Source organism: Streptomyces sp. NTD91 (genome assembly GCF_059510455.1).
The window spans coordinates 41,330-55,293 of the sequence record NZ_JCAJZW010000029.1; the positions used below are offsets into that span (position 1 = coordinate 41,330).

Consider the following 13,964-nt stretch of genomic DNA (forward strand, 5'->3'; position numbering starts at 1 on the left):
CGGCGCGGCGGCGCGGGCTTCCGGGTGTCCGATTCCTTCAAGACCGGGCACCGGCCGTCCGCCTACGGTGACGGCATGACTCCACGATTCGCACTGATCGGCGTGGTGACGTCCGACATGGCCGCCGCGCTCGCCTTCTACCGTCGCCTCGGGCTCGTCTTTCCCGAAGGGTCCGAGAAGGAGCCGCACGTCAATGCCGAGCTGCCCGGCGGGCTGGTCTTCGCGCTGGACACCGAGGAGACCGTCCGCTCCTTCCACTCCGCCTGGAATCCGTGCGAGGGCGCCGGACGCGTCGGGCTCGCCTTCCGGTGCGACTCGCCCGCCGAGGTCGACGCGTTGTACGACGATCTGGTGTCCGCCGGGCACCACGGGGAGCTGAAGCCGTGGGACGCTTTCTGGGGGCAGCGGTACGCCATCGTGCACGACCCCGACGGCAACGGCGTCGACCTGTTCGCCCCGCTACCCTCCGCCGAGTAGCCGCCCGAGCGGCATACCCGTCAGCTCTCTCACCTCGCGGGCGAGGTGGGGCTGGTCCGCGTACCCTGCACGGACGGCCGTCTCGGCGTACGGCGCCCCGGAGCGGGCCAGCGCCAGCGCGCGTTGCAGGCGCAGGATGCGGGCCAGGGTCTTCGGGCCGTAGCCGAACGCGTCCAGGCAGCGCCGGTGCAGCGTGCGCGTACCGATGCCGAGTTCGCAGGCCGTGGCGGACACCGGGCGGCCCTCGTCCAGGCGCTGCACCAGCCGGTGCAGCTGGGGGTCGGGGGCCGGGGTCCACGCGGCCCGGTCCAGGGCGATGTCCTCCAGTGCCGTCGCCGGGTCCGCCGCCGCCTCGACGCGCTCGCGCAGCCGCCGGACCCGGGCGGCGGGCCAGAGGTCGGCCAGGTCGACGCGCAGATCGCGCAGTTCGTGCGCGGGTACGCCGAGCAGGACGGGCGCGGTGCCGGGGAAGAAGCGGACGCCGGCCCAGGAGCGTGGCGGCCCGTGCGGAACGTACGGACGCGTGTCGGGGCCGGCGACCAGCAGCCGGCCATCGCTGCACAGCAGGTCCATGCAGCCGTCGGGCAGTACCGGACCGCCACCGGTTCCGTCCGGGATGTTCGTCCACACGACCGCGCCGGTCAGCCGGGAAGCCCGCTCCGTGTACACGGCCACCAGCCTACGGCGACAGCCGCGTCCGGCGCCTGCTCCCCGCGGCCTCGGGCCCCGGCCTCCCCGCCCTGCCCGGCCGGAACGCCCACGCTCCACCGCTGCCGGTCACTTCCCGTACCCCGCCGGACCCTCGTCCCGGGGGCCCTCGTGCGGGTGGCGGCCGTTGGCCTCGTGGGGCCCGCCGGGTCTGGAGGTGTGCTTGGCGTGGGTGCGCAGGCGGGCGGTGACATCCTCCGGGGGCAGGAAGCGGGACCAGCGCTCGGGGAACTCCGAGGGCATGTCGGGGTCGTCGGGGTCGGCCTCCCGGCCCGCCGCGGCGCGGGCGACGTACTCGGCGACCTGGGCCTCGCGCATCCGCTCGTTCGCGGCGCGGGCGGCGGCCGTCGCGGCGGCGGGCCAGACGCGGTCGATGGCGGCGTTCACGGCTGCGCCGACGAGGACGGCGAAGGCCGACACACCGATCCAGAGCAGGACGGCGACGGAGGCGGCCAGGGAGCCGTAGATGGTGGCGCCCTCGATGGTGTGCACGAGGTAGATCCGCAGCAGGAAGCTGCCGAGGACCCACATGGCCAGGGCGACGAGGGCGCCGGGGACGTCCTCGATCCACGGGGAGCGGACCGGCACGGAGACGTGGTAGAGGGTCGTCAGGAAAGCGACCGACAGCACGATGACGACCGGCCAGTACAGAACCTGCACCACCGTCGCCGACCAGGGCACCACCCGCACCACCGCGTCCGGACCCGCCACCATCAGCGGCAGGGCCACCGAGCCGATCAGCAGTGCCACGATGAACAGCACGAACGACATCACCCGCGTCTTGACGATGCCCCGGACGCCGTCGAGGCCGTACATGACGGTGATGGTGTCGATGAAGACGTTCACCGCACGGGAGCCGGACCACAGGGCGAAGAGGAAGCCGATGGAGATGATGTCGGGCCGGCCCTTCATCACGTCGTGCAGGATCGGCTCGGTGATCTCCTTCACACCCTTGTCGGACAGGACCGTCCGGGAGGCCTCGAGGATGTTGGTCTCGAGGCTGCTGATGGTGTGGGCGCCGGTCCAGGTGTCGACGTAGGCGAGGAGCCCGATGAGGCACAGCAGCAGCGGCGGCACGGACAGCAGCGTGAAGAACGCCGCCTCGGCCGCGAGGCCGAGGATGCGGTACTCCATGCAGGAGTTGACGGTGTCCTTGAGCAGCAGCCAGGCGGTCCTGCGCTTGGAGACGTTCCGGTAGAGGACTCTGGCGCGGTGGAGGCGGCCGGCGGGCCGCTCGGGGGATTCGCTTGCTGGCTGCACGACCCAACGGTATCCGCAGCACGGGACCGGCCTCACCTTCCGGGGCAGGTGAGCGCATCCGGCGCGCCCGGGGGCGGCGCTGTGCCACTCTGGAGGCCATCACAGCCGCTGACCCGGGTAGGTTCGCGACCATGGCAGGCACCTCCACCCACACCGTGACGAACCAGCCGCCGCTCCTGGTCGGCTACGACGTCTTCACCGCCGACCGGGCCCTTGTGGAGGCCGTCGAGCGGCACACCGGTCCCGACCTGCTGGACGAGACGCGCTCCGAGCTGTCCGCGCTGGGCCGGGCCGCGGGATCGGCGCAGCTGCAGGAGTGGGCCGTGCAGGCGAACGAGCACCCGCCCCGGCTGCGCACCCACGACCGGTACGGCCACCGGATCGACGAGGTCGAGTTCCACCCGGCCTGGCACCGGCTGCTCGGCAAGGGCGTCTCGGCGGGTCTCACCGGCGCCTGGACCCGGCCGTCCGGGCACGTCCGCCGGGCCGCCGGCTTTCTGGTCTGGACCCAGGTGGAGGCGGGGACCTGCTGCCCGCTGTCGATGAGCCACGCGGCGGTGCCCGCGCTGCGGACCGACCCCGGGCTCGCCGCCGAGTGGGAACCGCGGCTCACGTCCACGGTGTACGACCGCGCACTCAGGCCCGCGGCGCAGAAGCCCGGAGCACTCGTCGGCATGGGCATGACGGAGAAGCAGGGCGGCAGCGACGTCCGGGCGAACACCACCGAGGCCCGCCCGCTCGCCGAGCCGGGCGCGTACGAGCTGACCGGGCACAAGTGGTTCTGCTCGGCGCCGATGTCGGACGGGTTCCTGGTACTGGCGCAGGCCCCCGGAGGCCTCACCTGCTTCCTGGTGCCACGCGTCCTGCCCGACGGCTCCCGCAACGTCTTCCTCCTCCAGCGGCTGAAGGACAAGCTCGGCAACCGGTCCAACGCCTCCGCGGAGGTGGAGTTCGCCGGCACCTGGGCGCGCCGGGTCGGCGAGGAGGGCAGCGGGGTGCGGACGATCATCGGGATGGTCGCGGCGACCCGGCTGGACTGCGCGCTCGGCTCGGCGGGGCTGATGCGGCAGGCGGTGGCGCAGGCGATCCACCACTGCTCCCACCGCGAGGCGTTCGGCGGCAGGCTGGTCGACAAGCCGCTGATGCGCAACGTCCTCGCCGATCTCGCGCTGGAGTCCGAGGCCGCGACCGCCCTCGCGCTGCGGCTCGCGGCCGCGTACGACGACGGGGGCGAACAGGAGCGCGCCTTCCTGCGGCTGGCGGTGCCGGCCGCCAAGTACTGGATCACCAAACGCTGTACGCCCGTTGCGGTCGAGGCCGCGGAGTGCCTGGGCGGAAACGGTTACGTCGAGGAGTCCGGGCTGCCCCGGCTGGTACGGGAGTCGCCACTGAACTCCATCTGGGAGGGCGCCGGGAACGTGCAGGCCCTGGACGTGCTGCGGGCGTTGCAGCGGGAGCCGGGCGCGCTCGACGCCTGTCTGACCGAGATCGGCCGCTCGCACGGCGCCGACCACCGCCTCGACCGCGCGGTGAAGGACCTCTTCACCGAACTGGCAGACCTGAGCGACGTCGAGGGCCGGGCGCGGCGGCTGGTGGAACGCCTCGCGCTCGTCCTGCAGGGCTCGCTGCTGGTCCGGTACGCGCCCCCGGAGGTGGCGGACGCCTTCTGCGCCTCCCGGCTGGGCGGCGACCACGGGGCCTCGTTCGGCACCCTGCCGACGGGCCTGGACCTGCACGCGGTTGTGGAACGGGCACGCCCGATCTCCTGAAGCACGGGCCGGCTTCGGCGATCCGCCGTGTCGCCGTGCTGCTGCGCCGCGACGCGGGTCCCGCCGGGTCCGAGCGAGGTCGGGGACCTGGGGGCGGGCGGCCACGACGCACCACCGCCGGGCACCCCCTGACGGTAACCGGCCCCGGCGGGGGTGGTGCTGCGCCGACACGGCACCACCCCCACCACCTGGGCCCGTTGAAGCCCGCGGACGCGACCTCGCGGACGCGAGTCGCGCCGGAGTCAAGTCTTGGCCACCCTCCGAACGCCCACCAGGGTTGCAAGGGGTTGCAATTTGTCGGCGCACGTGCGCGGAGTGTGTGCCTCCGGCCTGCCCGTAGCGGCAAGATGAGAGGGCACAACCGGTCCGGAAAGCGCCGCCCGGACGGCTTGACAAGGATGTTCGACGCCCCTTCCGGGAGGACCCCCGTGGTGAACCCGCCGATGAACGTGGCGCGCCTGGCCGCCGTGGACGCGATGCAGGCGGCGCGGCTGCTGAGCGAGGTGCGCGACGCCACTCTTGCCGGTCAGCGGGCGAGGATCGCGCCCCGGCCGGTGATCGAGCAGTCCTGGGGACGGATGCTGCGCAGCGGGGTCGACCCCGACCGCGACTTCAGATCAGGGCTGCTTTCCTTTGACGAAGTACGGCGCAGGCGCGAGGAGTCACCGCTCAGACATGTGCTGCCGGTCCTGCGGCAGGGTCTGCTTTCGGTCGCCGACACGGCCCAGCACATCATGGTCGTCGCGGACGCCGACGGGCGGGTGCTGTGGCGTGAGGGCGCCTCGCCGGTGCTGCGCAAGGCGGACGGGCTGGGTTTCGAACTCGGCGCGGACTGGCGCGAAGACGTCGTCGGCACCAACGGGGTGGGCACCTCGGCGGTCGTACGGCGGCCCGTGCAGGTCTTCGCGTCCGAGCACTTCGTCCGCTCGCACACCTCCTGGACGTGCACGGGAGCGCCGATCACCGATCCGCGGGACGGCCGGCCGATCGGCGTGGTGGATGTCAGCGGCCCGCTGGAGACCATGCATCCGGCGACCCTCGCCTGGGTGGACTCGGTGGCCAAGCTGGCCGAGGCGCGGCTGCGGGAGTTGCACCGGGACTCGCTGGAGCGGCTGCGGGCGGTGGCGGCGCCGGTGCTGGCCCGGCTGACGGGGCGGGCGCTGGTGGTGGACCGGGACGGCTGGTCGGCGGCGGTGACCGGGATGCCCTACGTACGGCGGATCGGGCTGCCCAAGTCGCTGGCACCGGGCCGTCGGTGGCTGCCGGGGTTGGGTTCGTGCGCGGTGGAGCCGCTGGCCGGGGGCTGGCTGCTGCGGGTGGCCGAGGAACCGGTCGGCGCGCCCGCGCGGGTCGTGCTGGATCTGGCCAGGCCGGGGCACGCCGCGCTGACGGTGTCCGGTGCTGCGGGTTCCTGGTCGCGGGAACTCAGCCCCCGGCACGCGGAGTTGCTGTATCTGCTCGCGGTGCACCGCGCCGGCCGGGGGGCGGCGGCCCTGGCCGAGGATCTGTTCGGGGATCCCTCACGCACGGTGACGGTACGGGCGGAGATGTCCCGGATCCGGCGGTACTGCGGGGAACTTCTGCAGCATCGGCCGTACCGTTTCCGAGAGGACGCCCAGATCGAGGTGCTGTTCCCCGACGACCCCCGTGACCTGCTGCCCTTCTCCACGGCACCGGCGATCGCGCGGGGGCGGCCGGCCGGGCCGGGCAGCGGGTGCGGGGCCCGGTGAGGGTGTCTTCCGGGTATTTGCGGGGTCTTCGGCGTGCGCGGGCCGTTGCTGCCGTAGCATCCCTTGAGGGCCTCCCCAGCGGCTTCACGCGTCAACGTTCGGATCATCAGGCGCAGTTGGCACGGCGCCGGCCGGCGCCCGGGCGGCGAAGGAGCCCCGGAGAAGGGGACGAGATGAAGCATCGCGGCAGACACCGCCGGCGCAGGAGGGGCGCTGCCCTGCGCGCGGTCCTGACCGGGACCGCGCTGGCGCTCACCGCGGCCGCCACCCTGATCAGCGTGTCCCAGGCGGACGTGACCGACAGCCCCGGCGCGCTCAAGCCGGTGTCCTCCCGGGCGGACACCGGCCGGCTCCGCCTCCGGGAACGGCTGGTACCGGCCCGCACGCTGGACCGGCTCTCCGCCGCGATGGGCCGCCCGGTCGGCGTGGACGCCGTCCTGGCGAGCGCCGACCGCACGATGCGCGCCTCCGCCGACTGCTCCGCCGACGACCGCGCGTCCCTGCCGGTCGCTCCGGCCCCCGCCCGCGCCTGGTGCTGGGACCGGGCCGATGCCACCGGCACCGGCTGGCGGCCGGCGTCGGTGACCACCTCGGGGGATGCCGACGACGACGGTGTCTGGGGCACGCACCGGGTCGTGCTGGCGGGCTGGACCCACAGCACCACCACGGGCCGGGCCGCCGAGCGGGGCCTGGCCAGGATCGCCTTCGTGAACGCCGACGATCCCGCCCGCCTCGCCTACCGCTGGGTGCTGCTGGTGGTGCCGGTCGACGGTGGCCGGGACTACCGGGCCCTGGTCTCCGGCATCTCCGGGATGGTCTGGTACCAGGACAAGCTGCTGGTCACCGCCAGGTCCGGGGGCGCCGACGCACTGTATGTGTACGACCTCGACCGGATCCAGCGCATCGGCGTCGACGGCCCCGCGATCGGGCGGGTGCCGGGCGGCTGGTCCGCCGACGGGTACCGGTACGTGATGCCCGCGATCGGCTCCTACCGCTTCGCCGCGGGCCGCTGCGCCCGCGTGGGTCCGCCCTGCCCCGGTGCGCTCGCGCTCGACCGGGGCACCGCGCCGGACAGCCTCGTCGCCGCGGAGTGGACCGCGCCGGACGGCGACCGGGGGGCCCGGCTGTGGCGCTATCCGTTCAGCACCGCCCCCGCCCGCAAGGGGCTGCTCGCCGCGGACGCCTGGGGGCGGGTGGCTGCCGTGGAGGAGTACCGAAGCCGGGCCGCCGGGATCCGGGGCGTGCTGTCGTACTGGCAGCCCGGCGCGGACGACGCGTCCTGGTATGTGGGACGGCTGCCCGACTCCCGGGACGGCCACGGCACGCTGTGGCGGCAGGACACCGCCGGAGCCAAGGTCGCGTCCTGCGGCGCGGACGGCTCGCACCGCTGCTGGGCCGAGGCGGCGGGCTCCCTGTCCTACTGGCAGGCGACGGGTGAGGTGTGGTCCCTGTCGGACCGCATGCTGTTCAGCATGCCCCTGGCCGGGCTGGACAGGTCCCTGGGGTGACCGCCGCACCGGCGCCGTGACGCACCCGATCGACAGACCCGGCGGCGGAATGATTCCCTGGCCCGCATGAGCAGCGTTCCTGTCACCGTCTGGTCCCTGGAGCAGACCTCGCCGAGCGACCTCCTGCCCGCCGCCGCACCCGAGGGCGATGTGCGGATCGTGCGCGCCGAGGTTCCCGCCCCGGAGTTCAGCCGCTTCCTGTACGCCTCGGTCGGCGGCGACATCCGCTGGACCGACCGGCTCGGCTGGACGTACGCGCGGTGGCAGGAGTACCTGGAGCGGCCCGGCGTGGAGACCTGGGTGGCCTACGACCGGGGCACCCCGGCCGGCTATGTGGAGCTGGAGCCCCAGGACGAGGGCGCGGTCGAGATCGTCTATTTCGGTCTGCTCCCCGCCTTCCGCGGCCGGCGCATCGGCGGCCATCTGCTGGCGTACGGCACGGCCCGCGCCTGGGACCTCGCCGAGCGGTGGCCGGGGCGGACGCCGACGAAGCGGGTGTGGCTGCACACCTGCAGCAAGGACGGCGAGTTCGCCATGGACAACTACCGGCGACGCGGCTTCACGCTCTTCGACACCAAGGTCGAGTTGGAGCCGGACGTGCCGACGCCGGGGCCCTGGCCCGGCGCGCACCGGGCCTGATACCCCGTCGGCCCCGTCGGGACAAGCCCCCCGGCGACGCATGTGAGCGACGACACCCTTGTCCCACAATACGGGACGAGGGTGTCCGCATCTTGGATAAAGCTGGACTGTGTCCAGATCGCCGTGACAGGCTTCCGTCATGCCTGGAACTGGAATTGCCTTGGTGAGTCGGCGGCACGTCGACCTCGGCCGCATGTCCAGCGCCATCTGTCCGGCCGGCTGACCTCCCCAGCACCGCCGAGACCACCTCTTTCCGATTTCGCCTGCGCAAGGACGCGCACGCCTGTCCGCGTGCGCCCATACGCGCTGGTCACGTGCCGATTCCCACCGGTCCCGAAGGACGTAGAACCATGGCCGCCACTCCGCCGAACCCCGCCGCCTCCGCGCCCCGCCGCAAGGTGAGCCGTCACCGCGGCGAGGGCCAGTGGGCCGTAGGCCACTTCACCCCGCTGAACGGCAACGAGCAGGTGAAGAAGGACGACGACGGTCTCAATGTGCGGACACGCATTGAGACGATCTACTCCAAGCGCGGTTTCGACTCGATCGATCCCAGCGACCTGCGCGGCCGGATGCGTTGGTGGGGGCTTTACACCCAGCGCAAGCCCGGCATCGACGGCGGCAAGACGGCGGTGCTGGAGCCGGAGGAGCTGGACGACCGCTACTTCATGATGCGGGTGCGCATCGACGGCGGCGCGCTCACCACCCGGCAGTTGCGCGTCATCGGCGAACTGTCCCAGGAGTTCGCCCGCGGCACCGCGGACATCACCGACCGGCAGAACGTGCAGTACCACTGGATCCGGATCGAGAACGTGCCCGAGATCTGGGAGCGCCTCGAGGCCGTGGGCCTGACGACCGTCACCGCCTGCGGCGACACCCCGCGTGTGATGATCGGTTCCCCCGTGGCGGGCATCGCCGAGGACGAGATCATCGACCCGACGCCGGCGCTGGAGGAGATGAAGCGCCGCGTCCTGAACAACAAGGCCTACTCGAACCTCCCCCGGAAGTTCAAGACGGCCATCTCGGGCTCGCCGCTGCTGGACGTGGTGCACGAGATCAACGACGTGGCGTTCGTGGGCGTACGGCACCCCGAGCACGGCCCGGGCTTCGACCTGTGGGTGGGCGGCGGCCTGTCCACCAACCCGAAGCTGGGTGTGCGGCTGGGTGCCTGGGTGCCGCTGGAGGAGGTCGCGGACGTCTACGAGGGCGTCGTCTCCATCTTCCGTGACTACGGCTACCGCCGGCTGCGCAACCGGGCCCGGCTGAAGTTCCTCGTCGCCGACTGGGGCGCGGAGAAGTTCCGTCAGGTGCTGGAGGACGAGTACCTGCAGCGCAAGCTGGTCGACGGGCCCGCGCCCGAGCAGCCCGTGCAGCACTGGCGTGACCACGTCGGTGTGCACCGGCAGAAGGACGGCCGTTACTACGTCGGGTTCGCCCCGCGGGTCGGCCGCGTCGACGGCGCCACGCTCACGAAGATCGCCGATCTCGCGGAGGCGCACGGCTCGGGCCGGGTGCGCACCACCGTCGAGCAGAAGATGATCGTCCTGGACGTCGAGCAGGACAGGGTCGACTCGCTGGTCGAGGGCCTGGAGGCGCTGGACCTCACCGCGCGTCCGTCCTCCTTCCGGCGCGGCACCATGGCCTGCACCGGCATCGAGTTCTGCAAGCTCGCCATCGTCGAGACCAAGCAGCGCGGCTCGTCGCTGATCGACGAACTGGAGCGCCGCCTTCCGGACTTCGGCGAGCCGATCACCATCAACCTCAACGGCTGCCCGAACGCCTGCGCCCGCATCCAGGTCGCGGACATCGGTCTCAAGGGCCAGCTGGTCCTGAACGACAAGGGCGAGCAGGTCGAGGGCTACCAGGTCCACCTCGGCGGCGCGCTCGGCCTGGAGGCCGGTTTCGGCCGCAAGGTGCGCGGCCTGAAGGTCACCGCGGAGGAGCTGCCCGACTACATCGAGCGGGTCCTGAAGCGGTTCCAGGCCGAACGCGAGGACGGCGAGCGGTTCGCGGCCTGGGCGGCACGGGCTTCCGAGGAGGCACTGTCGTGAGCGAGCGTGCGGCGCCGTTCTACTGCCCCTACTGCGGTGACGAGGACCTGCGACCGCAGGAGCAGGGCCACGGCACCTGGGAATGCGGGGCGTGCAACCGCGCATTCCAGCTGAAGTTCCTCGGGCTGCTCGCCCGGGGCCTTCGGCGAGCCGACAACGGAGGGGACGGGACATGACGACCAGTCAGCAAGACTGGGCGGCCGAGGAGTTGCAGGCGCTCGCCGAGCAGGCGGGCCGGGACCTGGAGGACGCCTCCGCCCTGGAGATCCTCCGGTGGGCGGTCGACACCTTCGGCGCGAAGTTCTGCGTCACCTCGTCCATGGAGGACGCCGTCGTCGCCCATCTCGCCTCGCGCGCGCTGGGGGGCGTGGACGTGGTCTTCCTCGACACCGGCTACCACTTCCCCGAGACCGTCGGCACCCGTGACGCCGTGGCGGCCGTGATGGACGTCAACGTCATCACGCTCACGCCGAAGCAGACGGTCGCCGAACAGGACGCCGAGTACGGCCCGCGGCTGCACGACCGCGACCCCGACCTGTGCTGCGCGCTGCGCAAGGTCAAGCCGCTCGAAGAGGGGCTGAAGAACTACCAGGCGTGGGCGACCGGCCTGCGTCGCGACGAGTCCCCGACCCGGGCGAACACCCCCGTCGTCGGCTGGGACGCCAAGCGGCAGAAGGTCAAGGTCTCCCCCATCGCCCGCTGGACGCAGGACGACGTGGACGCCTACGTCGCCGAACACGGCGTGCTCACCAACCCGTTGCTCACGGACGGCTACGCCTCCATCGGCTGCGCCCCGTGCACCCGGCGGGTCCTGGAGGGCGAGGACGCGCGCGCCGGCCGCTGGGCGGGCCGCGCCAAGACCGAGTGCGGGCTGCACGGATGACGACTCATCGGAACCAGGAGAACGACGTGACCACCGGAGCCACCGTCTGGCTCACGGGTCTGCCGAGCGCCGGCAAGACCACCATCGCCCACGAGCTGGCCGGCCGGCTGCGTGCCGATGGCCACCGCGTCGAGGTGCTCGACGGCGACGAGATCCGCGAGTTCATCTCGGCGGGCCTCGGCTTCTCCCGCGAGGACCGGCACACCAACGTGCAACGCATCGGCTTCGTCGCCGAACTCCTCGCCCGCAACGGCGTGAAGGTGCTCGTCCCGGTCATCGCACCGTACGCGGACAGCCGGGACGCGGTCCGCAAGCGGCACGGGGCGAACGGCACGGCGTACCTGGAGGTGCACGTCGCCACCCCGGTCGAGGTGTGCTCCGTGCGGGACGTCAAGGGCCTGTACGCCAAGCAGGCCGCGGGCGAGCTGACCGGGCTGACCGGTGTCGACGACCCGTACGAGGAGCCCGAGGCCCCGGATCTGCGGATCGAGTCGCAGCACCAGAGCGTGCAGGAGTCCGCGGCGTCCGTGTACGCCCTGCTGAACGAGAGGGGACTGGCATGACCACGGTCGCCAAGGTGGAAGAGGGTACGGACAGCCCGTACGCCCTGTCGCACCTGGACGCGCTGGAGTCCGAGGCGGTGCACATCTTCCGCGAGGTGGCGGGCGAGTTCGAGAACCCGGTGATCCTTTTCTCCGGCGGCAAGGACTCGATCGTGATGCTGCACCTGGCGCTGAAGGCGTTCGCGCCGGCGGCGGTGCCGTTCTCGCTGCTGCACGTCGACACCGGGCACAACTTCCCGGAGGTGCTCGAGTACCGCGACCGTACGGTGGCCGGGCACGGGCTGCGCCTGCATGTGGCCTCGGTGCAGGACTACATCGACCGGGGGGTGCTCAAGGAGCGCCCGGACGGCACCCGCAACCCGCTGCAGACGCTTCCGCTGACGGACAAGATCCGGTGCGAGGGGTTCGACGCGGTGTTCGGCGGCGGCCGACGGGACGAGGAGAAGGCGCGCGCCAAGGAGCGGGTGTTCTCGCTGCGCGACGAGTTCTCGCAGTGGGATCCGCGCCGGCAGCGGCCGGAGCTGTGGAACCTGTACAACGGCCGGCACGCCCCGGGCGAGCATGTGCGGGTGTTCCCGCTGTCGAACTGGACCGAGCTGGACGTGTGGCAGTACATCGCCCGGGAGGGCATCGAGCTGCCGCAGATCTACTTCGCGCACGAGCGCGAGGTGTTCCAGCGGGGTGGCATGTGGCTGACGGCGGGCGAGTGGGGCGGTCCGAAGGACGGCGAGAGAGTGGAGAAGCGGCAGGTCCGCTACCGCACGGTCGGTGACATGTCCTGCACCGGCGCCGTCGACTCCGACGCGACCACGCTGGACGCCGTGATCGCGGAGATCGCCGCGTCCCGGCTCACCGAGCGGGGCGCGACCCGCGCCGACGACAAACTGTCCGAGGCCGCGATGGAAGACCGCAAGCGCGAGGGGTACTTCTAAGCATGAGCACGATGACGACCGAGGCGCTCTCGGCCACCACCCTGCTGCGGTTCGCCACCGCCGGCTCCGTCGACGACGGCAAGTCCACGCTCGTCGGGCGGCTGCTGCACGACTCCAAGTCGGTCCTCGCCGACCAGTTGGAGGCCGTGGAGCGGGCTTCCGCCGGCCGTGGCCAGGAGGGCCCGGACCTGGCGCTGCTCACCGACGGCCTGCGCGCCGAGCGGGAGCAGGGCATCACCATCGACGTGGCCTACCGCTACTTCGCCACCCCGCGGCGCCGGTTCATCCTGGCCGACACCCCGGGCCACGTGCAGTACACCCGGAACATGGTCACCGGTGCCTCCACCGCCGAGCTGACGGTGGTCCTGGTCGACGCCCGCAACGGCGTGGTCGAGCAGACACGCCGGCACGCGGCCATCGCGGCCCTGCTGCGTGTCCCGCATGTCGTCCTGGCGGTGAACAAGATGGACCTCGTCGGCTACCGGGAGAGCGTGTTCGCGGCGATCGCCGAGGAGTTCACGGCGTACGCGCTGGAGCTGGGCGTGCCCGAGGTCACGGCGATCCCGATCTCGGCGCTCGCCGGTGACAACGTGGTGGAGCCGTCCGCGAACATGGACTGGTACGGCGGCCCGACGGTGCTGGAGCATCTGGAGACCGTGCCGGTCAGCCACGACCTGGCGCACTGCCACGCCCGGCTGCCCGTGCAGTACGTGATCCGGCCGCAGACCGCCGAGCACCCGGACTACCGGGGCTACGCGGGCCAGATCGCGGCCGGCACCTTCCACGTCGGCGAGGAGGTCACGGTCCTGCCGTCCGGGCGGACGACGAGGATCTCCGGCATCGACCTGCTGGGCGTGCCGGTGGACGCGGCATGGACGACGCAGTCGGTGACGGTACTGCTCGAGGACGACATCGACGTCTCGCGCGGTGACCTGATCGTGCCGACGAAGGACGCGCCGGCCACCACGCAGGACGTGGAGGCGACCGTCTGCCATGTGGCCGACGCCCCGCTGACCGTGGGGCACCGGGTGCTGCTCAAGCACGGCACCCGCACGGTCAAGGCGATCGTGAAGGACATCCCGTCCCGGCTCACGCTGGACGACCTGTCCCTGCACCCGCACCCGGGACACCTGGCCGCCAACGACATCGGCCGGGTGAAGATCCGTACCGCCGAGCCGCTGCCGCTCGACTCCTACGCCGACTCACGGCGCACCGGCTCCTTCATCCTGATCGACCCGAGCGACGGCACGACGCTGACCGCGGGCATGGTCGGCGAGTCGTTCGCCTCGCCGGAGCCGGTCAAGGACGAGCCGGACGACGACGGCTGGGACTTCTGATCATGAACACGACCGACGTCTACTCGACGTTCGCGAAGGAGGGCGGCCGCGTCGGCAGCGGTGCCCTCGGATGGGGGTCCCCCCGAACGGAGTTCGGGGGAGGGCAGGGC

At 72.3% G+C, this 13,964-nt stretch carries 14 protein-coding genes; 12 read left to right on the forward strand and 2 right to left on the reverse strand.

All coding sequences use genetic code 11. From position 1 onward, the window contains the following. Positions 1-75: 75 nt before the first annotated feature. On the forward strand, positions 76-477 hold the full coding sequence (locus tag AC5WRT_RS26225; RefSeq protein WP_496096377.1) for a VOC family protein: 402 nt from the start codon (positions 76-78) through the stop codon (positions 475-477). Here the strand turns inward: AC5WRT_RS26225 and AC5WRT_RS26230 are convergent. Together AC5WRT_RS26230 and AC5WRT_RS26235 are read right to left on the reverse strand one after the other, a co-directional pair. Further along, entirely contained in the window at positions 460-1,146 is a 687-nt protein-coding gene (locus AC5WRT_RS26230; RefSeq protein WP_496096378.1) for an AraC family transcriptional regulator, read from the reverse strand. The two genes, AC5WRT_RS26225 and AC5WRT_RS26230, sit on opposite strands and share 18 nt — an antisense overlap. A gap of 108 nt (positions 1,147-1,254) precedes the next feature. Beyond that, positions 1,255-2,445 (reverse strand): YihY/virulence factor BrkB family protein, encoded by a 1,191-nt coding sequence (locus tag AC5WRT_RS26235; protein ID WP_496096379.1) that lies wholly within the window; start codon positions 2,443-2,445, stop codon positions 1,255-1,257. A 131-nt stretch (positions 2,446-2,576) separates the two neighbouring features. Between AC5WRT_RS26235 and AC5WRT_RS26240 the strand changes: the two genes are divergently transcribed. From AC5WRT_RS26240 to AC5WRT_RS26290, 11 genes are all read left to right on the forward strand, one after another. Then, positions 2,577-4,214 carry an acyl-CoA dehydrogenase family protein gene (locus AC5WRT_RS26240; protein ID WP_496096380.1) on the forward strand — a complete coding sequence of 546 codons (1,638 nt, stop codon included), beginning with the start codon at positions 2,577-2,579 and terminating at the stop codon, positions 4,212-4,214. Between the two features lie 443 nt (positions 4,215-4,657). Beyond that, positions 4,658-5,944 (forward strand): GAF domain-containing protein, encoded by a 1,287-nt coding sequence (locus AC5WRT_RS26245; RefSeq protein ID WP_496096431.1) that lies wholly within the window; start codon positions 4,658-4,660, stop codon positions 5,942-5,944. 173 nt (positions 5,945-6,117) lie between these two features. Beyond that, on the forward strand, positions 6,118-7,452 hold the full coding sequence (locus AC5WRT_RS26250; protein ID WP_496096381.1) for a hypothetical protein: 1,335 nt from the start codon (positions 6,118-6,120) through the stop codon (positions 7,450-7,452). A gap of 66 nt (positions 7,453-7,518) precedes the next feature. Then, positions 7,519-8,091, forward strand: a complete 573-nt coding sequence (locus tag AC5WRT_RS26255; protein ID WP_496096382.1) for a GNAT family N-acetyltransferase — start codon at positions 7,519-7,521, stop codon at positions 8,089-8,091. A 139-nt stretch (positions 8,092-8,230) separates the two neighbouring features. Next, positions 8,231-8,314: a putative leader peptide gene (locus tag AC5WRT_RS26260; RefSeq protein ID WP_316248393.1), complete on the forward strand. Its 84-nt coding sequence runs from the start codon at positions 8,231-8,233 to the stop codon at positions 8,312-8,314. Positions 8,315-8,441: 127 nt separating this feature from the next. Next, a complete protein-coding gene (locus AC5WRT_RS26265) occupies positions 8,442-10,139 on the forward strand; it encodes a nitrite/sulfite reductase (protein ID WP_496100649.1) in 1,698 nt (565 codons plus the stop codon). Next, complete coding sequence (locus tag AC5WRT_RS26270) at positions 10,136-10,315, forward strand: hypothetical protein (protein ID WP_496096384.1); 180 nt, start codon at positions 10,136-10,138, stop codon at positions 10,313-10,315. Before AC5WRT_RS26265 ends, AC5WRT_RS26270 begins: the two co-directional genes overlap by 4 nt. Continuing rightward, positions 10,312-11,022, forward strand: coding sequence for a phosphoadenylyl-sulfate reductase (locus tag AC5WRT_RS26275; protein ID WP_496096385.1), 711 nt, complete (start codon positions 10,312-10,314; stop codon positions 11,020-11,022). Before AC5WRT_RS26270 ends, AC5WRT_RS26275 begins: the two co-directional genes overlap by 4 nt. A gap of 26 nt (positions 11,023-11,048) precedes the next feature. Continuing rightward, positions 11,049-11,585, forward strand: a complete 537-nt coding sequence (gene cysC / locus AC5WRT_RS26280; protein WP_496096386.1) for an adenylyl-sulfate kinase — start codon at positions 11,049-11,051, stop codon at positions 11,583-11,585. Further along, positions 11,582-12,517 carry a sulfate adenylyltransferase subunit CysD gene (cysD, locus tag AC5WRT_RS26285; protein ID WP_496096387.1) on the forward strand — a complete coding sequence of 312 codons (936 nt, stop codon included), beginning with the start codon at positions 11,582-11,584 and terminating at the stop codon, positions 12,515-12,517. The genes cysC and cysD overlap by 4 nt, the downstream gene beginning before the upstream one ends. Positions 12,518-12,519: 2 nt before the next feature. Next, positions 12,520-13,854: a sulfate adenylyltransferase subunit 1 gene (locus AC5WRT_RS26290; RefSeq protein WP_496096388.1), complete on the forward strand. Its 1,335-nt coding sequence runs from the start codon at positions 12,520-12,522 to the stop codon at positions 13,852-13,854. The last annotated feature ends 110 nt before the right edge of the window (positions 13,855-13,964 follow it).

What these genes read in the sequence shown, in the direction of transcription:
- AC5WRT_RS26225 (WP_496096377.1), top strand. Translation starts at nt 76, where the DNA reads ATGACTCCACGATTCGCACTGATCGGCGTGGTGACGTCCGACATGGCC.
- AC5WRT_RS26240 (WP_496096380.1), top strand. Translation starts at nt 2,577, where the DNA reads ATGGCAGGCACCTCCACCCACACCGTGACGAACCAGCCGCCGCTCCTG.
- AC5WRT_RS26245 (WP_496096431.1), top strand. Translation starts at nt 4,658, where the DNA reads ATGAACGTGGCGCGCCTGGCCGCCGTGGACGCGATGCAGGCGGCGCGG.
- AC5WRT_RS26250 (WP_496096381.1), top strand. Translation starts at nt 6,118, where the DNA reads ATGAAGCATCGCGGCAGACACCGCCGGCGCAGGAGGGGCGCTGCCCTG.
- AC5WRT_RS26255 (WP_496096382.1), top strand. Translation starts at nt 7,519, where the DNA reads ATGAGCAGCGTTCCTGTCACCGTCTGGTCCCTGGAGCAGACCTCGCCG.
- AC5WRT_RS26260 (WP_316248393.1), top strand. Translation starts at nt 8,231, where the DNA reads ATGCCTGGAACTGGAATTGCCTTGGTGAGTCGGCGGCACGTCGACCTC.
- AC5WRT_RS26265 (WP_496100649.1), top strand. Translation starts at nt 8,442, where the DNA reads ATGGCCGCCACTCCGCCGAACCCCGCCGCCTCCGCGCCCCGCCGCAAG.
- AC5WRT_RS26275 (WP_496096385.1), top strand. Translation starts at nt 10,312, where the DNA reads ATGACGACCAGTCAGCAAGACTGGGCGGCCGAGGAGTTGCAGGCGCTC.
- cysD (WP_496096387.1), top strand. Translation starts at nt 11,582, where the DNA reads ATGACCACGGTCGCCAAGGTGGAAGAGGGTACGGACAGCCCGTACGCC.
- AC5WRT_RS26290 (WP_496096388.1), top strand. Translation starts at nt 12,520, where the DNA reads ATGAGCACGATGACGACCGAGGCGCTCTCGGCCACCACCCTGCTGCGG.